The following is a 20,443-nucleotide window of genomic DNA, read 5'->3' as shown; positions in this document are numbered from 1 at the left end:
CGGTCAGTCGTCAGTCGGTTGCCGGTCGGTCGTGGAGTCACGGTCGGGCTCGTGCGGCGCGGTGCGCTCGCGTCGCCCCGCGCGCCTGGCCGAGTCGGAAACGACCCCCACCATGACCATGAGCAGCCCCATGAGGACGAAGCGCCCGGTCAGCCCGTCGGCCATGACGTAGGAGGTCAGGGCCTCACCCAGCGAGGAGTGGGCCTGTAGCCGCTCGACGGTGGGGCCGACAAGTGAGGCCACCGCTGCGGGTGCCACAAGGAAGGGCAGGCCGAAGAAAAGGCCGAGGCCTCCGACCACGTAGGTTCCCAGTGAGGAGCGGTGCGCCATGAACAGGGCCACGACGAAGGCCGCCGCACCGCAGACCAGCTCGGTGGCACCCCTGACGCTGACCGAGTCGGGCCACACGGAGGCGTCCCCGCCGGTCATGAGGACGGCGCCGTCGTGCACCAGGAACCAGGCCAGTGGGAGCAGCGCCACGGCGACCAGCACCCCGGTCCAGTGGGAGGCGGTCCGGGAGCCCGGGCGCCGGGCGGCACGGCTCTCCTCCCGGGGCGTCTCCCTCCTGTGGGAGCCGCGGGAGCGTGACCGCCGGGAGGAGGCAGGGGGCGCAGAGGCTGCGGAGTCCGGCGTACCCGTGGACGTGGCGGCCGACAGGGGGCTGGGCGGCACGTCCGCAGCCGTGGTGTCTGGGGAGGCGGTGTCCGGCGCGGTCGTCGTGGACACTGCGGTCACCGAGCCGGACGGGACTGAGGCGGTGGCGGGTGGCTCAGCGGGTGAGGCCGTGGGGAGCCCTGCGGCCGAGGGCTCTGCCGCAGGGGGTTCTGCGGAGGAGCTCGTCAGGGAGGAGGCCTGACGGTCCGGCCCGCTCCGGGGGGCCTCCGGGGCCCCGGGAGCGGGAACCTGGTGCCCGGGGTGGTCGGCGGCCCCGTCCTGGCGGTCCGGGGACTTCAGGGACTCCGCGGGCTCCGCAGGCTCCGGGGACAAGGACGTCCCCGGCAGGTCGCGCAGAAGGCTCGCCGCAGCCGCAGACTCCTCCAGCCTGGCCGGGGCTGGGTCCGTGTCGGCTGACGGGGAAGGCGGCTGGGAGCCCCGGTCGATCGGCTGAGGGTCGGTCGTGTCCCTGCCGTCCTTGCTTGCTGGTAGGTGCTGGGCGACCGCGGGCGGTGCGCCCTCACCGGGCTGGGGGTCCAGCGACAGCAGGGCGCGTCGTCGAACCGCAGTGTCCTCAAGGGCGGCCTCACCCGTCGGGGGCTGGTAGCGCCGTAGGCGGGGTGCATTCGGTCTGGTTGCGGGTGGCGTGGCAGGGGACGGGGACTGCTCGGGGGTGCCAGCGGCACGCGGGGGCGGGCCGTCGGTACTGGTCGCCGATAGCCTCTCTGGCACCTCCTGGGCACCCGCCCGAGTCTCTGCGGCCTGTGCTGCTGGGGTGTCGGGCAGTGCGGCGGATGCCTGGGCTGGCGGGGCGGTATCAGACGCTGCGTCCGGAGTCGCAGGTGCATCCTCGGCAGAAGCGGCGGTGCCGGGCGTGCGGCTTTCTCCTGGGCTGCCGCTGGCGGTCGCAGTAGCGGTGGCAGCACCCGTGGAGGTGGTGGACAGGGTGGCGGTCGGCTGCGCCTCCTCGCGGTCCTGCTGGGAGCTCTCGCCGCCCTGCCGCTCACCGCTCTGCTGCTCCTTGACGCTCTCAGCGGGCGCGACGGCAGGACCGCTGGTGGCAGGGGCGGCACCGGGAGCGGCAGGGGTGTTACTGCCCGAGTCGTCACCGGTGCCGGGCGTGTCAGTGCCGGAGGCGGTGGCACTGTCTCGGCCGGACAGCTCCTCCAGGTGCCGACGCACCTCCGCCTCGGTGATCGGCTTGCCGATGTCGCTGGGCAGCTCTGTGATGGGCTCAAGCTCTGGTGGAGTAGCAGTGGAGGGCTTAGGCAAGGGCAGGAGAGGGGCGTCAAGCCCTGGTTGGTCATCCTTGGCAGCCTCAGGCGGGGTGGGGCTGCTCTGGGGCTGCGGCTGGGTCTGCGACGCGTCGCCAGCCTGGGGCACGTCGGCCTGCGCAGGTGCCTCAGCCCGGGCAGGAGCGGTGTCGGCTGACGGAGCGGACCCGGACGACGCAGGTGTCACGTCAGTGGCTGGGGAAGGCGTGGCTGGGGAAGGCTCGGAGGCGGCAAGGGTGTCGGAGGCTGCGGAAAGATCGGAGACCGGGGAAAAGGTGGGGGGTGCGGAGGAGTCGGGAGTCGCGGTGGAGGCAAGCATCGTGGAGGCGATGGCAACGTCCTGCGCCAGGTCGGGGGTGCTGGCAGTCAGGGAGGACTCCTCGGCCTGCTTCCTGGCCTGGTCCCCGGCCGACCGGGCCCGTGCCGGAGGCGCCAGGACGTCCTGGTGAGGTGGCACCTGGCCGTCGTCGTCCGGCTCGGGTGTGAGCCGGGGGTCTGCCGGGCTCGGGACGTCGTCGGGACGGCGGGAACTGTCGGTACTCACGAGGACCTCCTTGCTGCTGGCACACGGTAACGGTCCGGGGGCCTGCGGGGGAGCAGGCGTGCCGGTGCTGGGTGGGCCGTACTGTCTGGGGCATACCGTACTCGCGGGTGGCTCGCGGGTACTGTGCGCTGCCTGCCCGCGTAACTGCCCTGCTCCCGTGCGCCGCTGCGGCCTGGTTGCGCTGCGGTGTGGTGGCACCGCGCGTCGCCTGCCTGCCACAGCCTGACCCTTCCTGCTCGTCTGCCTGACCTGCCTGGTCACCCGCCCCGTTGCTCGCGCAGTCCCTGCCAGTAGTCCAGGCGCTGGCGGATGCTGCGCTCGTGCCCGTGGTCGGTGGGCTCGTAGAGCTGCTGACGCTGCTGGCGCGGCGGGAGGGCCTGGGGCATGTAGTCGGCTCCGGAGAAGCCGTCCTCGGCGTCAGGGTCGTACTGGTAGCCCTCGCCGTAGCCGAGCTCCTTCATGAGACGGGTGGGGGCGTTGAGGATGTGGGCGGGCGGGGCCAGCGAGCCGGTCTGGCGGGCCAGGGCCGTGGCCCGCCCCAGCCCCCGGTAGACCGCTACGGACTTCGGGGCGGTAGCCAGGTAGACCACGGCCTGGGCGACAGCCAGCTCACCCTCGGGGGACCCCAACCGCTCGTAGGCGTCCCAGGCGGCCAGGGCGGTCGTGAGGGCACCGGGGTCGGCCAGCCCGACGTCCTCGCTGGCGAAGCGCACCAGGCGCCGCGCCACGTACAGCGGGTCCTCCCCGCCCGCCAGCATGCGGGCCAGCCAGTACAGGGCGGCGTCGGGGTCGGAGCCGCGCATGGACTTGTGCAGGGCCGAGATAAGGTTGTAGTGCTCCTCGCTGGACTTGTCGTACAGGGGCGCCCTGGAGGCGACGACGGCGGTCAGCTCCTCGACGTCGAGGACACCCGTCCTGCCGGTTCCAGGCCCGTCGGCGTTCGTCCCGGGACTGCCGGGCTGGCCTGCGGGCTCGGGCTCACTGGTGCCGTCCACAGTGTCCGGGCTGGCGGCGGGTCCTGGTGGGGCGGTCGCGGCGAGCACCTGCTCCACCATGCCCAGCAGGTAGCGGCCGTCGCCATCGGCCATGGACAGCAATGCCGCCCGGGCTGCGGGAGTCAGCGGCAGCGGCCCTCCGGTCAGGGACTCGGCGCGCCCCAGCAGGAGCTCCAGCGCGGGCTCGTCCAGGCGCCGCAGGACCAGGACCTGGCAGCGTGACAGCAGCGCCCCGTTGAGCTCGAAGCTGGGATTCTCCGTGGTGGCCCCCACCAGCACCACGGTCCCGTCCTCCACGTAGGGGAGGAACGAGTCCTGCTGGGCGCGGTTGAACCGGTGGACCTCATCGACGAAGAGCAGAGTCCCCTGGCCGTGCTGGCGGCGGCGGGTGGCCGCCGTGAACACCTTGCGCAGGTCCGCGACCCCGCAGAACGTCGCTGACAGCGGCTCGAAGGCCAGGTCGGCGCGCTCGGCCAGAAGGCGGGCGACCGTGGTCTTGCCGCAGCCGGGAGGCCCCCACAGGATGGTTGAGGACAGGCTGCCCGCCTCCAGCATCCTGCCCAGGGGTGCGTCGGGGGCCAGGAGGTGGTCCTGTCCGACGACGTCCTCCAGGCACTGGGGGCGGAGCCGGTCCGCCAGTGGCTGGGGGGCGGTGCGAGGCGACTTGGCTGGGTGCCTGCTCGCACCTGGTTGCGGCCCGGCGGGGCGGCCGGAACCAACGTCGGACTTCTTCGCAGTGGTGGCGTCCGGCTCGGCGACGTGCGGCGCGGCGTCGAAGAGGGACGGAGGCTCCATAGCGGTCATACCACCAGCCTAGGTCGCAGGTGGGTGGTCCTGGCCGGGTGGTCGCTCGGGGTGGAGGGGCTTCCTTTCGGGTGCGCCTCGCCCCATCCTGGTGTGGTACCGGGAGACGGGAGTAGCCCGAGAGTTCGTCAGGGGCTGGACGCGCTGGCGTGTCGTCCGCGTGAGGGGGACACTACGAGTCCGGGGGGCAGCGGCTGGGGGACTGGAGGCTCAGGCTCCGTCCGTGTGTGCCCATGCCCTAGCCGTGCAGGAATGTCGTGCAGGAAGAGGGAAGACGGTGACCTTCACACCTACGGCCACGTCCACGGCGACGTCCACGGCGACGTCCACGGCGACACTGCCGACGCCGTCCCAGGTCTCTGTCACCGGTCCGTGCGACCCTCCTGTGGCAGGCTCTGCCGAGCTGCGTGCCTACTGGGTGGAGCCCGACACCCTGGCCTGGCCCGTGTCGCTGCTGCCACGGGGTACGGGGCGCGAGGACGTTGTGGACGACGACGGCAGTCCTAGTGCCGGGGCGGGACTGTCGCTGAGCCTCGTGGTGGCCTCCCGGGGCGGCGCGCGGGTGGTCAGTGGCGCGGTGCGCGGCACCGACGGCCTGCCTGACCCGGTGGTCCTGCCGCTGAGGGTCGCGGGGGACCTGCCCCGCAGGGTCCTGGAGAACCGTCCCAACCTGGAGGGCTACATCGCCCTGACCCTGGTGGACGACGAGGGCGCTTCCAGGCTTGAGGAGGCTGCTGTTCGGGAGGCCCTGACCGGGCAGCTCCTCGTGGTGCAGCGGGTGCAGGTCCCTGCCGGTAATGCCAGTACTAGCGCTAGCGGCTCCAGCGGCTCCAGCAGAACCGGAAGCGGCTCCAGCAGAACCGGAAGCAGCTCCGGCAGCGGCGGCTTCGACAGCGCCGAAGAGGTTTCTAGCCTCGGTGAGGAGGCCGCAGGCCCCCCAGGTCCTGGCGAGGGCGTCGTCGACGCAGTCACCGGTGTCCAGACAGCCATCGTCCTCGACCACCTCTACGCCGACGCCGCCCGGCGCGCCGAGCTGGGCGTCTCCTTCTCCCAGGGGCGCCCCTCCTTCTCCCTGTGGGCGCCCACCGCTAAGTCGGTGACCCTCCTCAGCTGGCCGACCGGCGACCCCACCGGCTCTGTGCCCCAGGTAGCCGGGCCAGCGGTGCGTACCCCCGCCGAGCGGAGTGAGGACGGGTGCTGGCGCGTGCCCAACCGCGACGCCGCGATCCCGGCTGGCAGCCAGTACCTGTGGGAGGTGGAGGTCTACGTCCCCGTGACCGGGCGGGTGGAGACCAACCTGGTGACCGACCCCTACTCCGTCGCCCTGACCGTGGACTCCGCCAGGTCTGTGGCCGCTGACCTGTCCGACCCCCGGCTGGCCCCCCGCCGGTGGACCGATGCCCCCGCGCCGGTGGTGCCCAATGACGCCTCCCGCAGCATCTACGAGCTGCACGTGCGCGACTTCTCCGCCGCAGACACCACTGTCCCGGCCAGCAGGCGCGGAACCTACAAGGCCTTCACCCTTCCCGACTCCGCTGGCATGAGGCACCTGAGCAGGCTGGCCCGCGCCGGGCTGAGCACCGTCCACCTCTTGCCCGTTTTTGACATCGCCACGATCCCGGAGCGGCGCACCGGGCAGGCAGTCCCCGACGTCCCCGTTCACGCCGGCCCCGCCTCCACCGACCAGCAGGCCGCGATCACCGCCGTCGCCGACACCGACGCCTACAACTGGGGCTACGACCCCTTCCACTGGATGGTCCCGGAGGGCTCCTACGCCACGGACGGGCACCAGGACGGGGGTGCGCGCACGGTCGAGTTCCGGGAGATGGTCGGCGCGCTGCACGCCGTGGGACTGCAGGTGGTGCTTGACCAGGTCTACAACCACACCTCGGCCTCGGGGCAGGCGCCCACCAGCGTCCTGGACAAGGTGGTGCCGGGGTACTACCACCGCCTGGATGCCGTCGGGAAGGTCACCACCTCCACCTGCTGCGCCAATACCGCCACCGAGAACGCCATGGCGGAGCGGCTCATGGTCGACTCCGTCCTGTGGTGGGCCAGGCACTACAGGGTGGACGGGTTCCGCTTCGACCTCATGGGCCACCACTCCCGCGACACCATGGTGCGGCTGCGTGAGGCGCTGGACCGCCTCACCCTGGCTGACGACGGCGTGGACGGGCGTGCCCTCTACCTCTACGGTGAGGGGTGGAGCTTCGGGGAGGTTGCCAGCAACGCCCTGTTCACCCAGGCCAGTCAGGGCCAGCTGGACGGCACCGGGATCGGCACCTTCAACGATCGCCTGCGCGACGCGGTCCACGGGGGCAGCCCCTTCGACGTCGACCACCGTGCCCGCCAGGGGTTCGGCAGCGGGCTTGTCACCGACCCCAACGGGCACGACCACCGCAGCCCGGCCGAGCAGGCAGCGGACCTCGCCTACCGCACCGACCTGGTCAGGCTGGGGCTGGCGGGCAACCTGAGGACCTACGGGCTGACCACCGCGGAGGGGGCGGTCAGGCGGGGCGAGGAGCTGGGGTTCAACGGGTCGGTAGCGGCCTACGCCAGCGCCCCGCAGGAGAGCGTCAGCTACGTGGAGGCCCATGACAACGAGACGCTCTACGACCTGCTGGCCTACAAGCTGCCGCGCAGGACGACCATGGCCGACCGGGTACGCATGCACATCCTCTGCCTGGCCACGGTGACCCTGGGGCAGTCGCCCGCCTTCTGGGCGGCCGGTACCGAGCTGCTGCGCTCGAAGTCCCTGGACCGGGACTCCTACAACTCCGGGGACTGGTTCAACGCGGTGGACTGGACCGGGCGGGACAACGGCTTTGGCCGGGGGCTGCCGCCTGGGGAGCGCAACCGTGAGCGCTGGGGGGTGCAGTCCGAGCTGCTGGGTGAGCCGTCCCTGGTCCCCTCACCTGCCTATATCGCCACGGCGCGCGACCAGGCCCTGGACCTGCTGCGCCTGCGCGCCTCCACCCCCCTGTTCTGGCTGGGGGACCCCGGCCTGGTCCGCGAGCGGGTCAGCTTCCCGGGGGCGGGGCCGGGGGCGCTTCCCGGCGTGGTTGCCATGCTTATTGACGATCTTATTGACGATACTGGCTCTCACGGCTCCAGCGGCTTCCAGGACATCGACCCTGCGCTGGACGGGGTCCTGGTGGTGTTCAACGCCTCGGCAGCCAGGGTCGCCCAGCCGCTGCCCGCCCTGGCGGGGCGTGACTTCCGGCTCTCCCGCATCCAGGAGGAGGGCGCGGACGGGGTGGTCCGCACGACTCGCTTCGACCCGGTCTCAGGCACGGTGAGCGTCCCGGCGCGCACGGTGGCGGTGCTGACCCAGGCTCAGGTGTGAGTGTGGGGTGGCAGTGCCCTGCGTGGCGTGAGCAGCCGCCTGAAACCCGCCTGTAGGAGGCTCGATGGCACAGACTCTGTTCCTTCCAGGAGCAGCGCCCGCAAGGCGGGCTCTGTCCTGCGCCGGTACCAGCGGGGCAAGGCCACGCAGGCAGAGGCGGAGCAGGCGCGGGAGGTGGTCCCGCGTACCGCGGCGGTCGTTCTCCGGTCCCCTGAAGGCCGTCTACAGCACCCTGGCAGCCAGGCTGAAGGAGTACGCCGTTGACGGTGAGGTCTCCCAGCGCCTCAAGCGCATGCAGACCATCGTGGACAAGATCACTGTGCGCGAGAGCGGGATCGACCTGTCGCGCCATGCAGGACATCGGCGGGTGCCGTGTCGTCCTGGGCTCGGACAGCCTTGAGGAGCTGCGCCGCCTGGAGAGCCTGGTCTGTGAGCGGTGGGAGGTGAAGGACCGCGACGACTACGTGTCCAGGCCGCGTGAGTCCGGCTACCGGGCCGTGCACGTCATCGCATCGTCATGCAGGACTACGCGCGCGTGCTCTCCAGGGTTGTACATTGCTCTTGAGCGCAACGAGCCCCCAGGCAGCGAGGACCAGCAGGCGCTGGATGACCTGAGCAGCCAGATAGCGGCTCTTGCGGAGAAGGAGGAGGGCCGTGGCATCCAGGACTGACCATATGAAGCAGTTCCTGCTCATCGATGACCGTGACCGTGACGAGCTCATCCACCAGGAGTTCGGCCAGGACGTCGATGCTGCGACCACCGCGTACCGGGCCGCCGAGATCGAGTACCACGACCAGCCGCAGATGAACATCGTGCTGGTGGGGGCTGACTCCCTGGAGACCGTCAAGGTCACCCACAGCACCTACTTCCCCGGAGCCAGGAAGAGGATGCTCGACCAGATCCGCCAGTTCAGCACCCTCTGACTGACACCTGATTCCTCTGATACCTGATTACTGAGCGGTCCTGTCACGTGGGGCGCCCTGCTGCCCGTCTGGGTGGTAGGAGCCTGCTTGCTTACGCAGTGGGCGGTACCACCCGGTACGGCTCAGGCGGTGCCGCGCCGCTTGCCGACGACGTCAACAGCCACGGCCACCAGCAGCACCAGGCCCTTGATCGCCTGCTGCCAGGCGGAGTCCACCGCCATGATGGACAGCCCCATGTTGAGCACCCCCATGATGAGGGCGCCGATGATTGCCCCCGAGACCCGGCCGACCCCTCCGCTGACGGCCGCCCCGCCGATGTAGGCCGCGGCGATGGCGTCCATCTCGTAGAGGTTGCCTGCCGTTGACACCGCCGCCCCGGCCCGTGAGGTGGTCACGACCGCTGCCAGCGCCGCCAGGAACCCCATGTTGACGAAGACCAGGAAGTCGACGCGCCGCGTGCTGATCCCGCTGAGCCGGGCGGCCTTGAGGTTGCCACCCACGGCGTAGACGTGGCGTCCCAGCACTGTGTGGTTCATGACGAAGGAGTAGACCAGCACCACGACCCCCACGATGACCAGGACGGTGGGCGTGCCCCCGGCTGAGTAGGCCAGCAGCGCGGTGAGGAGGCCGACCGCCACGGTGAGCACGGCCAGGCGCACAGCCAGTGTCCTGACCGGCTCGACATCGCGCCCCGCCTCCCGGCTGCGCCGTCGGGCGCGCAGCCGGGAGTAGATGAACCCAGCCACGGCCAGCACGCCGATGAGGATCGTTACCCCGTCAAAGTTCCTGAGGTAGCCCAGCCACGGCGGCAGGGAGCCGTTGGCGATCGCCACCAGGCCCGGCGGCAGGCCGGAGACGGTGCGCTGGACCAGGACCACGGTCAGGCCCCGGAAGATGAGCATCCCCGCCAGGGTCACGATAAAGGCCGGGACTCCTACGAAGGCAACCCAGAACCCCTGCCAGCACCCGATGAGCAGGCCCAGGGCGACGGCGGCCAGCACCGCCGCCGGCCACGGCACGCCCGCACTGACCACCAGTAGGCCGATGACGCCGCCGATGAACCCCACCTGGGAGCCCACGGACAGGTCGATGTGGCGGGCGATGATGACCATGACCATGCCCACGGCCAGGATCATGACGTAGGCGTTCTGCTGGATGAGGCTGGCCACGTTGTTGGGGGAGAGCAGCAGCCCGTCCGTCAGCACCTGGAAGAAGGCGATGATGGCGACCAGGGCGGCGAGGATCCCGTACTGGCGCAGGTTGTGTCCCAGGTATGCTCCCACGGTGCTCATCGCGTCTCCTTGCGCTGGGTGGTGGTCCCTGTGGGGGTGGTGGCTCCGGGGCTGGTGGTCTCGGCGGTCATGAGCCGCATGAGGCCCTCCTGGTCCGCCTGGGCCCGGGGCAGCTGCCCGGTGACACGGCCCTGGCTCATGGCGTAGATGCGGTCGCAGGTCCCCAGCAGCTCGGGCAGCTCGGAGGAGATGACCAGGACAGCCTTGCCCGCCTGCGCTAGCTCGTTGATGATCTGGTAGATCTCATACTTGGCGCCGACGTCGATGCCCCGGGTCGGCTCGTCGAGGATGAGGACGTCGGGGTCAGTGAGCATCCAGCGGGCCAGGACCACCTTCTGCTGGTTCCCGCCGGACAGGGAGCCCACCGGGTCCTCCAGGGAGCCCGTCTTGATCCGCAGGCTGGTGCGGTACTCCTCAGCCACCTTCCGCTCCCTGCCGGAGTCGACGACGCCGTGGCGCGACACCCGGCCCAGGGCCGCTGCCGTGGTGTTGGTCTTGACGTCCTGGATGAGGTTGAGACCCAGGTCCTTGCGGTCCTCAGGGACGTAGGCCAGCCCGTGGCGGATGGCAGCCGCCACGGTGGAGGTGGACACGGGCCTGCCCTCCTTGAGCACGGTCCCGGAGATCCTCGTCCCCCAGGAGCGGCCGAACAGGCTCATGGCCAGCTCGGTGCGTCCGGCCCCCATGAGCCCAGCCAGCCCGACGACCTCTCCCCGGGCCAGAGTCAGCGCGGCGCCGTTGACGACCGTGCGGGAGGGGTCGGCGGGGTGGTGGACGGTCCAGTCACGTACCTCCAGGAGGGGCGCGTCCGCGCGGGGGCGCGGCACAGCGCTCCCGCTGCCGTCCCCGCTGCCACCGGGGCCTGAGCCCTGAGCGGCGGGGTCGGCCTGGGCGGTGGTACCTGTCTGGGCGAGGCCGGTGCCGTCCCGGGGGCGGGTGCGCTCGGGGTAGCGGCTGGACAGAGGACGGCCCACCATGAGGCGGATGATCTCCTCCTCGTCGATGCCTCCTGGTCCCTCCAGGGGCGCGGTCCGCACAGTGCGCCCGTCGCGGATGACGGTGGCGCGCTGCGCGACCCGGCTCACCTCCCCGAGCTTGTGGGAGATCAGCACCATCGTCATCCCCTGGTCGCGCAGCCCTGTCATGAGCCCGAGCAGGTGGGCGGAGTCCTCGTCGTTGAGCGCCGCGGTGGGCTCGTCCAGGATGAGCAGGCGCACCTGCCTGGACAGGGCCTTGGCGATCTCGACAAGCTGCTGGCTACCCACGCCGAGGTCGCCGACCCGCGTGCGGGGCGGGACCGACAGCCCCACCTGCTCCAGCAGGGCTGCGGCGGCCTGGCTGGTGGCCTCCCAGTCGATGACGCCGTGGCGGGCGCGCTCATGACCCAGGAAGATGTTCTCTGCCACGGACAGGTGGGGGCTCAGGGCCAGCTCCTGGTGGATGATGACGATTCCGGCCGACTCGGAGTCGCGCACGGAACGGAACTGGCGCACCTGGCCGTCGTAGACGATGTCGCCGTCGTAGGTGCCTCGCGGCCACACCCCCGACAGGACGTTCATGAGCGTGGACTTTCCCGCCCCGTTCTCCCCGCACACGGCGTGGATCTCGGCGCGGCGCACCTCAAGGCTGACGTCGTCAAGCGCCTTGCGAGCGCCGAAGGACTTGGTGATATGGCGCATCTGGAGGATGGTCTCAGCAGTCATGACAGGCTCCTTCCTGGGTGCCTGCCCGGGCGGCCGCCGACCTGGCGGCGGCGTGGCGCCGGCGGTTCACAGCCCCACCTCCTCGGCGGTGTAGTAGCCGGAGTCGACGAGTACCTCGGTCACGTTGTCGGCGTCCACGGCCACCGGGTCCAGCAGGTAGGAGGGAACCACGGTGACGCCGTTGTCGTAGGAGCTGGTGTCGTTGACCTCTACCGTGGACCCGGTGGCGACCTGGTCCACCATGACAGCGCAGCGCTCGCCCAGCAGCCGGGTGTCCTTGAAGATGGTCATGGACTGGCGCCCGGAGACGATGCGGGCGACGTTGGCCTGGTCGGCGTCCTGGCCGGTCAGCACCGGCCAGTCAGCCTCCCCGTAGCCCGCCCCGCCCAGGGCCTGGCTCACTCCCAGGGCGATGGCGTCGTTGGGGCACAGGACCACCTCTACGCGGGTGGTGGTGCTGTAGAAGGAGTTGAGCCGGTTCTCCATCTCCGACTGGGCGGTGGTGTTGGACCAAGCCTGGATACCGATGGACTGCCAGGCCTCCACCGAGGAGGGCATCTTGCCCGAGGGGCAGACCAGCTGGCCGGAGCGGATGTAGGGGTCCAGCTCGTCCCAGGCGCCCTCGAAGAAGAACCGGGCGTTGTTGTCGTCCGGACTGCCGGCGAAGGGCTCGAAGTTGAAGGGGCCCTGGCCGTCGTCGAGCCCCAGGGCCTCGATGATGTAGCGGCCCTGCATGGCGCCGACGTTGTAGTTGTCGAAGGTGACGTAGTAGTCCACCGACTCGGTGTCACGGATGAGGCGGTCGTAGGCGATGACGGTCACGCCTAGGCTCGCTGCCGAGGTCAGGACCGGGCTCAGCGCGGAGCCGTCGATCGCCCCGACGACGACAGCGGCGGGGGCCTTGTTGACCATGGTCTGGATCTGGGAGCTCTGCTGCTCCACCTTGTTGTCGGCAAACTGCAGCTCGACGGTGTAGCCCTTCTCCTCCAGGAGCGTCTTGAGGTTGGCACCGTCGCGGCTCCACCGCTCCAGGTTCTTGGTCGGCATCGAGATGCCGATGAGGGCGCCCTGACCACCTGCTGCGTCGCCGCCGTAGCCTGCCGTGCGCTCGGCGGTGCAGGCAGCCAGCGTGGGCAGGCCGGGCAGCGCCAGCAGGCCCAGTGTCGTGGCGCAGGTCGCCAGGAGCGTCCTGCGGGTGGTGCCGGGTGAGGCCTGCCGGGCACGGTACGGCGGGCGGGATGTGGTGGTGGGGACTGTCGTCGTGCTGACAGGGGGTGGTCTGTGAGTGGTGGTGCGTGGCATCGAGGCCTCCTTGCCTTGAGTGCCTGAGGCAGCGTGACAGCGGTGTCGCTCAATATGTTTTATGATAAGTCTAATTGGGGCGTGGCGCAAGGGGAGCGTGGCGCAAGGGGAGTGCAGGGTGGGGTGCGGGGAGGCCGCCGCGTGCTTGGCCTACGCCCTGGAGGCCTGGCCGCGTCGCACGGCCTCCAGCGTCAGGGTGGCCACGTCGGTCACCCTGACGTCAGCGCCCTCGCTGGCCACGCCGTCAGACAGCATCGTGGTGCAGAAGGGGCAGGCGGTAGCGACCACCTGAGCCCCGGTGGCAACAGCCTCCCGGGAACGTTCCACGGCGACGCGTGTCCCGATGGTCTCCTCCATGAAGGCGCGCGCCCCGCCACCCCCGCAGCACAAGCCCCGCTCCTGGCTGCGGGGCATCTCCACGGTGGTCGCTCCGGTGGCCTGGAGGAGCTCGCGGGGAGGCGAGTAGACCTGGTTGTGCCGCCCCAGGTAGCAGGCGTCGTGGTAGGTGACCAGGGGCGTGGCCGCCCCGGTGCTCGCGGCCGCAGTGGTGACCTGTTCAGTGTCCTGCCCGGTGGCCCCCCCGGTTCCGGCGGCGCCTGCCGCCGCACCAGTCTGGGGTGGTGCCGGACGCAGCCGCCCCTCGCGGACCAGGCGGCTCAGCAGCTGGGTGTAGTGCAGGACCTCGTAGCGGCCCCCGACCTGCGGGTACTCCCGGGCGATCGTGTTGAAGCAGTGAGCACAGCTGACCACGATCCGCTGGGCCCCCGCCTCCCGCAGGGTCTCCACGTTCTGGGCGGCCAGCACCTGGTAGAGGATCTCGTTGCCTGCGCGACGGGCCGGGTCGCCGGTGCAGGTCTCCCCCTCACCCAGGACCGCGAAGCTGACCCCGGCGGTGTGGAGCAGCTCGGCCACGGCCCGGGTGGTCCGCCTGGCCCGGTCCTCGTAGGCGCCCGCGCAGCCCACCCAGAACAGGTAGTCCACCTCGGAGGCGTCCTCCACGTCCACACCCACCACCGGCACCTCGAAGTCCAGGCCCTTGGCCCAATCCATCCGCTTGCGCGCAGGCAGTCCCCAGGGGTTGCCCCGCGACTCCAGCCTGCGGAACATCTGGCCCAGCTCCTTGGGGAAGGCCGACTCCATGAGGACCTGCTGGCGACGCACGTCAACGACGTGGTCCACGTGCTCAATGTCCACCGGGCACTGGTCCACACAGGCCCCGCACATGGTGCACGACCACAGCACGTCCCCAGGGATGACTGCACCTGCCAGCGGGGCGGGCCGGGTCGCCACCCCTGTCTCGCTGGGTGCGGCCCTGGCCGCCAGCAGGGCGCCCAGGACGTCGCCGGTGTGGGCGGTCCCGGGCTCCAGGCCCAGACTGGTCTGGCGGGCCAGGCCGTCGCGCATCCCCGCCACGCGACCCACCAGACCGCCGGAGACCGGGCGCGAGGCCAGCGCCTCCTCGGTGACCTCGTCGGGGGCTACCCCCAGGGAGGCGGCCGCACGCAGGTAGGGGGCCGCCGCTGCGTGGTGGTCGCGCAGCGCCATGACGAACAGCTTGGGGCTCAGCGGCTTGCCGGTGTTCCAGGCCGGGCACAGGTCCTGGCAGCGTCCGCACTCGGTACAGGTGGAGAAGTCCAGCAGCCCCTTCCACGTGAAGTCCTCGATCCGCCCCACGCCCAGGCGCAGCTCCTGGCCGGAGTCCTCGGCCGCCTCCATCGCCTCCTCAAGCTGGTCCAGCGTGTCCGCGCTCAGGGGCTGGCCGTCGACCTCTATGGGCTGGAGGGGGCCCAGGGCCTTGGAGCCGTCCGTCTCACGCCGGGCGTAGATGTTGACAAAGGCCAGGAAGCGGTGCCAGGCCACGCCCATGGAGGGCTGCAGGCCGACCACCACGAACCAGCTCATGGACAGCACCACCTTGACGGTGGCCACCACCATGACCGACGTCTCCAGCGCCGAGGTCCCCAGGGGTGTCAGGAGCGGTCCGCTCCAGGCGGTCAGGGGGAAGTGCGTCCAGGTGGCCAGGGCGCGCTGGGAGGCCTCGGGGGACAGGGCCAGCAGGGCGTGCTCCAGCATGCGCAGCACGATGACGCAGGCCACCACACCGATGATCGTGGCCTCCACGAACCGTGCCTGGGAGGATGTCGAGCCGGAGAAGCGGGGGGTGCGGGGGCGTCGGCCGCCCTGGGAGTCGGCCGCGTAGGGAGGGGCGGCACGACCGGCGCGCGTCAGGCGCCAGCGCAAGACGCTCAGGCCCGTGATGCCCGCCAGGGACAGCCAGCCGATGCCCTCCGTCACCCACCCCCACCAGGCGGTGTGGCCGATCAGCGGCAGGGCGAAGGACGCCCCGCCCAGCACCTGTCCGTAGCCGCTGACCAGGGTGAGGAAGAGCAGGGGGAAAGAGACCATGACCAGCCAGTGGGCCGCCCTGATGAGGGGGCGTCCTCGGAAGGCACGGTGGTTGAGGGCAGCCGACAGCGACAGCCACATCCGTCGTCGTAGCGGTCGCAGGCGCTGGGACCCGACCGGGCGGCCCACTGCCATCCGGGCCGCAATAGTGAAGCAGGCGCGCGCGAAAACCGTGGTACCGACTACCGTGGCGAGGACGACGATGACGGCACACACGACCTGGACGGTGCTCATGCGTGGTGTCCTCCTCGGGTGGGCGGGTGCTGACGGCAGCGGGAGGCCGCGCGGTAGGGGTTCCTGCCCCTGCTGGGGTGGTTGCCGGGGCTGGTGCCGCGTCAGGCCGACGACGCTGGTGACAGCCTACTCGGCGGGCGGGGAGCGCCTCGCGTGGGGCGAGTGCTCGCGTGAGGAGCACCACTGGTGGGCGGGGCGGTCATGGTCGGCGACAGCGGCGTCGGCTCCCGATGACGGCCCGCCCCCTGGGAGTGCTGGGCACCCCTGTAACGGCCAGGCCCCTTGACCTGGAGGGCTTCTCCCTGTTGCCTGTGCCTGGAGAGCCGGTGAAGGCCTGCCTGCCCGGCTCTTGGACCTCAGCCAGCACTGCCACCGTGCCCGGCCACCGACCCAGAGACCAGAACCAGCGACCCACGACCCCAGGAGCAGCCGATGGCATCACGATCAGCACGCCGCAAGTCCACGCCCAGGGGCGGCGTGCGCCGCAGGCCCTCCTCCCGGGGCGCCGCGCCTACCGCGCAGTTGACGCGTGTCACCCCCAGGCGTCTGGAGCGCGCTGTGGCCTCCCTCCACCTCCCCTACTCCCTGACCCCCGACAAGGAGGTCCGGGTCATGGCGGACTCCGGGGTCGTCAGCCTGGTGGCAGAGGCGAGCATGCTGAAGGTGGGGGCGTGGTGGCTCCCGCAGGCCCCGCTGAGCCTGGAGGTGCCGCTGGTGGTCGTTGCCAACGGCTGGAATCTCCGCCGGGGTGTGCCGGTGGCGGGTGTGACCGAGGTGGGTACCGGCGGGGCGCTGCTCATGACCGCCAGCGCGGTGGTTCCCGTGGGTGCGGGTCTGAGCGACGCCCAGCTCCTCCACGTGGTGGAGGACGCCACCGAGGACTGTGTGGGCTTTCTCAGCCACCTGGAGGAGGTGTTTCCGCAGACGCGCTTCAACGCGATGGCTGCCTCCGTGGGCCTTCTTGACCAGGAGCGCGACGCCGTCAGGCTCTCCCCGGAGGAGTCTGCCCACCAGGCCCGCGAGCTGGTGGAGCGGGCCAGGGCGGCGGCCGACTCTGACCTGGACCGCGCGGGCACCCTGCTGGTCGGAGCCATGGAGCACGCCGGCCGTGCTGGCCTGACCGCCCGGGACATAGGGGCCGACGAGCTCCTCGTCCAGCTGCTGGAGCGCTCGGTGAGAGGCCGCAAGCCGGAGGAGGGGCGGCAGGCCGCCGTCGGCCGGAGGCTGCTGGAGGGGCTGCGTTCCGGTGGTGCGTCCCACGGTGCGTCATCTGGCGGCGCGTCGCCTGACGGCGCCGAGGCAGACGGCGCCGAGGCAGACGGTGCCGCCCCTGGCCACGGACCAGGTGGGGGCGCCCACAGCGGTGCTGACGGTGCGCGCCCGGAGGACGACGACCAGGGTGCGGGGCCGCACTGGGCTGTGACCATCGCCCGTGTCAGCGCCGTCTTGTCCGCAGCGGGCCGCAAGGTCGCTCACGACGACGCCGGAGTCCGGGAGCCCGGTCCGCAGGGCGGCCAGGTCCAGGAGGCCCAGGAGCAGGGTTCCCAGGCTGACTCGGGGAGCAGCCTGGTGGTCGAGGTCGGCGAGCACCAGGTCCAGGTCAGCCTGGAGGGAGACGACCTGGTGGTGCGCAGCCGCTGGGACGCCTCCGTGACAGGGCCGGTGGGTGAGGCTCTCCTGGAGCGCGCGCTCATGGTTGCTGCCGGGTGGAACGGGGCTGGGCAGGTCCTGGGGGCTCGCGTCGTCGCACCACAGGACGGCGCCGCGCTGGCGGACGACACTGCTGGAGGCGGGCTGGTCGTGGAGGGCTACGTGCGCTGGTGCGTTGCCTCCGGGGCCAGCGACAGCCAGCTGTCCCACATGCTGGAGGCGGCCCTGGTCGAGGTGGACTACCTGGCCCGATTCTGCGACCAGCACGTCACGACCCCGGAGACGGAGCACGAGGCAGACAGGCAGGCGGCGGGGCAGGACTGAGAGCCGGGCTGAGGCAGCGGGCGGGCTCGCCCGCCCGGTCGTTGGGAGGTCGTTGATGGGCCGGTCGTTGGGAGGGACTGGTGTGGCAGGGATAGCCGCTGGTTCAGGCCATGAGGTCTCAGGCCGTGGATGTCCTAGGCCTCGAGCGCCCGCTGCCCCTTGAGCGGGTCAACTGTCTTGCCGCCGTACCACTTGGCTGCCTGGCGCAGGCTCAGCTCGCGCACCAGGGTGGCGGCTGCACCGGAGATGACGGCGAAGGCGACGACCTCCGCCAGCCGGTAGTCCAGCAGCCGGTCGTCCTCCTGCGGGGCGGGCTTGCCGGTGGCTGCCCGCCAGCCGACGGAGATCAGCCTGTCCACGACAAAGCCTGAGGCGAGGGTGGCGACCGCGGCGGTCGCCCGCCACGCGATGTCGGTGGAGCGGGTCGTCGTGCTCTTCCTGGCCATGGGGTCCTCCTTAGGCGGCTGGCGGTGGGTCGGCAGCGGGCCGGTCTTGTCGTGTCCGATCATGCCCCAACGCGGGCCGACCGCGCACCGTCACGCACCGACAGCCGGACCGTCCCGCGACACATGCTCGCCAAGCCGTACCCGCCGGTCCTACCGGGAGGCGGTCCCCGGACCGGGGGTGGGCAGCGGCGGCATCGGTACCCAGCGTCCGTCTGTCCCGAGGCGCCACGGCCACTGCCGTGGCGTGGGCACCACCCGGCCCTGACGCACCAGGAGGCCGCCGGTCATAATCGAGACGTCCTGGACGACGTCGAGCATCGGGTCGCACTCCTTCTCGAAGGGGACGAGGCACTGGGTGAGGACCGCAAGGTCCCAGGAGGCAGGCGGCTCCACCTGGAGCACCCGGGCCACCTCGCGCCGGTCCATGACCATGGTGGGGCGCGCCAGGCTGAGGGCGGGACGAGTGGGCAGGGCGTCGATGAAGAAGGCGAGGGTGGAGACGGTGGGGTGGGTGCGGCGGCCGTGGTGGCCGTGACTGCCCTAGGGGCCGCCGCCCGGGGTCCCTGTCTCTGAGCAGATGCTGGGTGACGTACCCAGGGCTGTGCCTGGTCTGCTGGGAGCACGGGGCCTCCTCTCGCGGCTAGCTCACGGTGGGCTTGGGTGACGGGTCTGGGTCAGGGCAGGCGGGCTCGCTGGGCGGGTCCAGGTGGTGCGCCCGCTCTGCTACCTGCGCTCTGCTACCTGGCGGCGGCCCGGCCGCCTGGCTCAGGTCGGGCCGCCGGACGGGGCCACTGTAACCACAGCGTGACAGCCCGCAAGCACGGGAGGGTGGAAAGTGACCTGTCTCGCTGCTTGCAGCCGTCTTCTGACCGAGTTTGACACGGTTTCTACAACTGAACTGAGCAGGGGAGATGCTGGAGGGGTGGGGAGAAGCCACGGCATTCTGCCGCCAGGGTGACCTGCGGTGCCCTCCCGGTGTGGAGAGTGGAGTAACTGGAGGCGACCGGAGTTGTGGGAATCCTCAGATTTCATTTTAGTCTCCCAGGTTCCCTTCCCTGGTGCCAGGTGGGTCGGTAGCGTGCGCCGGGCACAGGTTCCGTGAGCCGACTTGAGGAGACATCGTGAAGTTCGGCATGGGCGTGTCCACCCTGGGGACGCTGACGAGGCAGACCTCGACCTCCAACGAGGACCTTGGCGGCCTGGTCAAGGAGCTGGTCGCCTCCGCCGAGCCCCTGGAGGGGCGGTTCAACGGGGTGGCTCGGGCCTCCTTCGACCAGTTCAAGAGCCGTACCGACGAGGTGGCCGCCGAGCTCAACAGCGCCCTGAGCGGCATCCTGGAGGGTATCGCGGGGATGGACACGGCCTTTGTCCAGGGGGAGCAGGACATGGCGGAGTCCACCCGTGCGGCGGAGTCCTCCGTCAGCTTTGACGCAGCACGGTTCGGCGGCCGCTAGCCGCAGGAGGGCGCGTGCGGTGCGGACCTGTGGCGGTCCACCACCAGCGGGGCCCAGACTGGGAGCCACTGGAAGCGATCAGGGACTGACGGACAACCAGAAAGGGATATGTCATGGCAAACAACACGGAGCAGCGCTCCTACGACACCGGGGCCTCCCAGGAGGCGCAGTCCAACTTTGAGCGAGTGGCCTCCCGTCTGGAGGCTCTCATCGGGCAGCGCGACGCCGACGTCAAGGCCGCGATGGCCCAGTACCAGGCCGACGGGGTGTCGGAGGAGTACCGGGGCAAGGAGCAGCGGTGGAGCTCGGCGGCCGGTGAGGTGCGCGGGATCATCACCACGATCCGCACCTCCCTCCAGACCACGGACGACGGGGCGCAGGCTGCGATCCAGCGCGCCAAGCAGTCCGTGGACAACATGGGCTGAGGGTGCTGGGCCGTGAGCTCCTGGGACATCGACCCCACCACGGTCTCCTCCATCCTGAACTCGGAGAAGGACCTGGCGGAGAACGACCTCACCGACGCGCTCAACGACGTCTCCACCGAGGCGGACAGTGCGATGGACACCTGCCTGGCGGCGACCACCCTCAACCCCGGGGGTGAGGCGCAGCTGGTGGCCTCCGCGATTTACGACTGGTTCTCCATGCACCAGGAGGAGCTGACGGGACTGGGAACCACCGTCGTGAACGTGACAACCAACACGGCTGACGCGGTGCAGTCCTACCTGGACCACGATGAGGACTCCGCGCTGGAGTTCCAGCGCGCCGCCACGTAGCGAGGGCGGAAGGCGGCGCGCGTAGCCGCAGCAGTGCCTGCTGACCAGGCGCCTGACCATGGGATGGCTGACAGAGGAGACGGAGGGGCGTCGTGGCTGGGGCACCGTTTGACGAGACGAGGATCCCGTGTCTGGAGTTTGACGTGGAGTCGCTGGACACGGCTGCGAGCAACCTTGAGACGAGGGCGGGGGACCTGCGGGCGGCGGGGGAGTCGGTCAAGTCGACGTGGGCGGGGATGCAGGTGTGCTACAGGGCTCCTGAGCAGGAGGTCTTGTACGCGGCGATGGACCCGGTGGCTGAGGACTCCGACACCCTGG

General features: G+C 70.9%; 16 protein-coding genes. 8 read left to right on the top strand and 8 right to left on the bottom strand.

Annotation, left to right across the window (positions count from 1 at the left end):
- Nucleotides 1-3: 3 nt before the first annotated feature.
- Nucleotides 4-2,472: a hypothetical protein gene (locus D4740_RS09465; RefSeq protein WP_119836711.1), complete on the bottom strand. Its 2,469-nt coding sequence runs from the start codon at nt 2,470-2,472 to the stop codon at nt 4-6.
- A gap of 257 nt (nt 2,473-2,729) precedes the next feature.
- Nucleotides 2,730-4,271 carry a replication-associated recombination protein A gene (locus D4740_RS09460; protein ID WP_119836710.1) on the bottom strand — a complete coding sequence of 514 codons (1,542 nt, stop codon included), beginning with the start codon at nt 4,269-4,271 and terminating at the stop codon, nt 2,730-2,732.
- 277 nt (nt 4,272-4,548) lie between these two features.
- On the opposite strand from D4740_RS09460, the gene pulA reads away from it, so the two are divergent.
- From pulA to D4740_RS09445, 3 genes are all read left to right on the top strand, one after another.
- The gene (pulA, locus tag D4740_RS09455; RefSeq protein ID WP_119836709.1) at nt 4,549-7,617 is read left to right on the top strand and encodes a pullulanase-type alpha-1,6-glucosidase; all 3,069 of its coding nucleotides are present in this window, start codon (nt 4,549-4,551) and stop codon (nt 7,615-7,617) included.
- A 266-nt stretch (nt 7,618-7,883) separates the two neighbouring features.
- Nucleotides 7,884-8,288, top strand: a complete 405-nt coding sequence (locus D4740_RS09450) for a RelA/SpoT domain-containing protein (RefSeq protein ID WP_396027241.1) — start codon at nt 7,884-7,886, stop codon at nt 8,286-8,288.
- Nucleotides 8,272-8,541, top strand: coding sequence for a hypothetical protein (locus tag D4740_RS09445; protein WP_119836707.1), 270 nt, complete (start codon nt 8,272-8,274; stop codon nt 8,539-8,541). Before D4740_RS09450 ends, D4740_RS09445 begins: the two co-directional genes overlap by 17 nt.
- A gap of 122 nt (nt 8,542-8,663) precedes the next feature.
- Here the strand turns inward: D4740_RS09445 and mmsB are convergent, their stop codons facing one another.
- The 4 genes from mmsB to D4740_RS09425 all read right to left on the bottom strand — a co-directional run bounded on the left by mmsB (nt 8,664) and on the right by D4740_RS09425 (nt 15,478).
- Nucleotides 8,664-9,833 carry a multiple monosaccharide ABC transporter permease gene (mmsB, locus tag D4740_RS09440; RefSeq protein ID WP_119836706.1) on the bottom strand — a complete coding sequence of 390 codons (1,170 nt, stop codon included), beginning with the start codon at nt 9,831-9,833 and terminating at the stop codon, nt 8,664-8,666.
- The gene (locus tag D4740_RS13345; protein ID WP_259390770.1) at nt 9,830-11,536 is read right to left on the bottom strand and encodes a sugar ABC transporter ATP-binding protein; all 1,707 of its coding nucleotides are present in this window, start codon (nt 11,534-11,536) and stop codon (nt 9,830-9,832) included. Before D4740_RS13345 ends, mmsB begins: the two co-directional genes overlap by 4 nt.
- A 66-nt stretch (nt 11,537-11,602) precedes the next feature.
- Entirely contained in the window at nt 11,603-12,838 is a 1,236-nt protein-coding gene (locus tag D4740_RS09430; protein ID WP_119836705.1) for a sugar-binding protein, read from the bottom strand.
- 150 nt (nt 12,839-12,988) lie between these two features.
- The gene (locus tag D4740_RS09425; RefSeq protein WP_119836704.1) at nt 12,989-15,478 is read right to left on the bottom strand and encodes a (Fe-S)-binding protein; all 2,490 of its coding nucleotides are present in this window, start codon (nt 15,476-15,478) and stop codon (nt 12,989-12,991) included.
- A gap of 432 nt (nt 15,479-15,910) precedes the next feature.
- On the opposite strand from D4740_RS09425, the gene D4740_RS09420 reads away from it, so the two are divergent.
- Nucleotides 15,911-17,452: a hypothetical protein gene (locus D4740_RS09420; RefSeq protein WP_147392896.1), complete on the top strand. Its 1,542-nt coding sequence runs from the start codon at nt 15,911-15,913 to the stop codon at nt 17,450-17,452.
- Nucleotides 17,453-17,586: 134 nt separating this feature from the next.
- Here D4740_RS09420 and D4740_RS09415 read toward each other — a convergent pair whose 3' ends face one another.
- Together D4740_RS09415 and D4740_RS09410 are read right to left on the bottom strand one after the other, a co-directional pair.
- A complete protein-coding gene (locus D4740_RS09415; RefSeq protein ID WP_119836702.1) occupies nt 17,587-17,898 on the bottom strand; it encodes a DUF4235 domain-containing protein in 312 nt (103 codons plus the stop codon).
- A 150-nt stretch (nt 17,899-18,048) separates the two neighbouring features.
- The gene (locus tag D4740_RS09410) at nt 18,049-18,330 is read right to left on the bottom strand and encodes a hypothetical protein (RefSeq protein WP_120203299.1); all 282 of its coding nucleotides are present in this window, start codon (nt 18,328-18,330) and stop codon (nt 18,049-18,051) included.
- Nucleotides 18,331-19,019: 689 nt separating this feature from the next.
- On the opposite strand from D4740_RS09410, the gene D4740_RS09405 reads away from it, so the two are divergent.
- From D4740_RS09405 to D4740_RS09390, 4 genes are all read left to right on the top strand, one after another.
- Nucleotides 19,020-19,352 (top strand): WXG100 family type VII secretion target, encoded by a 333-nt coding sequence (locus D4740_RS09405; RefSeq protein WP_119836700.1) that lies wholly within the window; start codon nt 19,020-19,022, stop codon nt 19,350-19,352.
- Between the two features lie 113 nt (nt 19,353-19,465).
- The gene (locus D4740_RS09400) at nt 19,466-19,777 is read left to right on the top strand and encodes a pore-forming ESAT-6 family protein (RefSeq protein ID WP_119836699.1); all 312 of its coding nucleotides are present in this window, start codon (nt 19,466-19,468) and stop codon (nt 19,775-19,777) included.
- 12 nt (nt 19,778-19,789) lie between these two features.
- On the top strand, nt 19,790-20,125 hold the full coding sequence (locus D4740_RS09395) for a DUF6507 family protein (protein WP_119836698.1): 336 nt from the start codon (nt 19,790-19,792) through the stop codon (nt 20,123-20,125).
- Between the two features lie 92 nt (nt 20,126-20,217).
- On the top strand, nt 20,218-20,443 hold a 226-nt coding region (locus D4740_RS09390), incomplete at its 3' end, for a hypothetical protein (protein WP_147392895.1).

The sequence above is a fragment of the Actinomyces sp. 2119 genome (genome assembly GCF_003591215.1).
Classification (GTDB): Bacteria; Actinomycetota; Actinomycetes; order Actinomycetales; family Actinomycetaceae; genus Actinomyces; species Actinomyces lilanjuaniae.
This window is presented reverse-complemented; position numbering and strand designations above follow the sequence as displayed.

What these genes read in the sequence shown, in the direction of transcription:
- D4740_RS09460 (WP_119836710.1), bottom strand. Translation starts at nt 4,271, where the DNA reads ATGACCGCTATGGAGCCTCCGTCCCTCTTCGACGCCGCGCCGCACGTC.
- mmsB (WP_119836706.1), bottom strand. Translation starts at nt 9,833, where the DNA reads ATGAGCACCGTGGGAGCATACCTGGGACACAACCTGCGCCAGTACGGG.
- D4740_RS13345 (WP_259390770.1), bottom strand. Translation starts at nt 11,536, where the DNA reads ATGACTGCTGAGACCATCCTCCAGATGCGCCATATCACCAAGTCCTTC.
- D4740_RS09430 (WP_119836705.1), bottom strand. Translation starts at nt 12,838, where the DNA reads ATGCCACGCACCACCACTCACAGACCACCCCCTGTCAGCACGACGACA.
- D4740_RS09425 (WP_119836704.1), bottom strand. Translation starts at nt 15,478, where the DNA reads ATGAGCACCGTCCAGGTCGTGTGTGCCGTCATCGTCGTCCTCGCCACG.
- D4740_RS09420 (WP_147392896.1), top strand. Translation starts at nt 15,911, where the DNA reads ATGGCATCACGATCAGCACGCCGCAAGTCCACGCCCAGGGGCGGCGTG.
- D4740_RS09415 (WP_119836702.1), bottom strand. Translation starts at nt 17,898, where the DNA reads ATGGCCAGGAAGAGCACGACGACCCGCTCCACCGACATCGCGTGGCGG.
- D4740_RS09410 (WP_120203299.1), bottom strand. Translation starts at nt 18,330, where the DNA reads ATGGTCATGGACCGGCGCGAGGTGGCCCGGGTGCTCCAGGTGGAGCCG.
- D4740_RS09400 (WP_119836699.1), top strand. Translation starts at nt 19,466, where the DNA reads ATGGCAAACAACACGGAGCAGCGCTCCTACGACACCGGGGCCTCCCAG.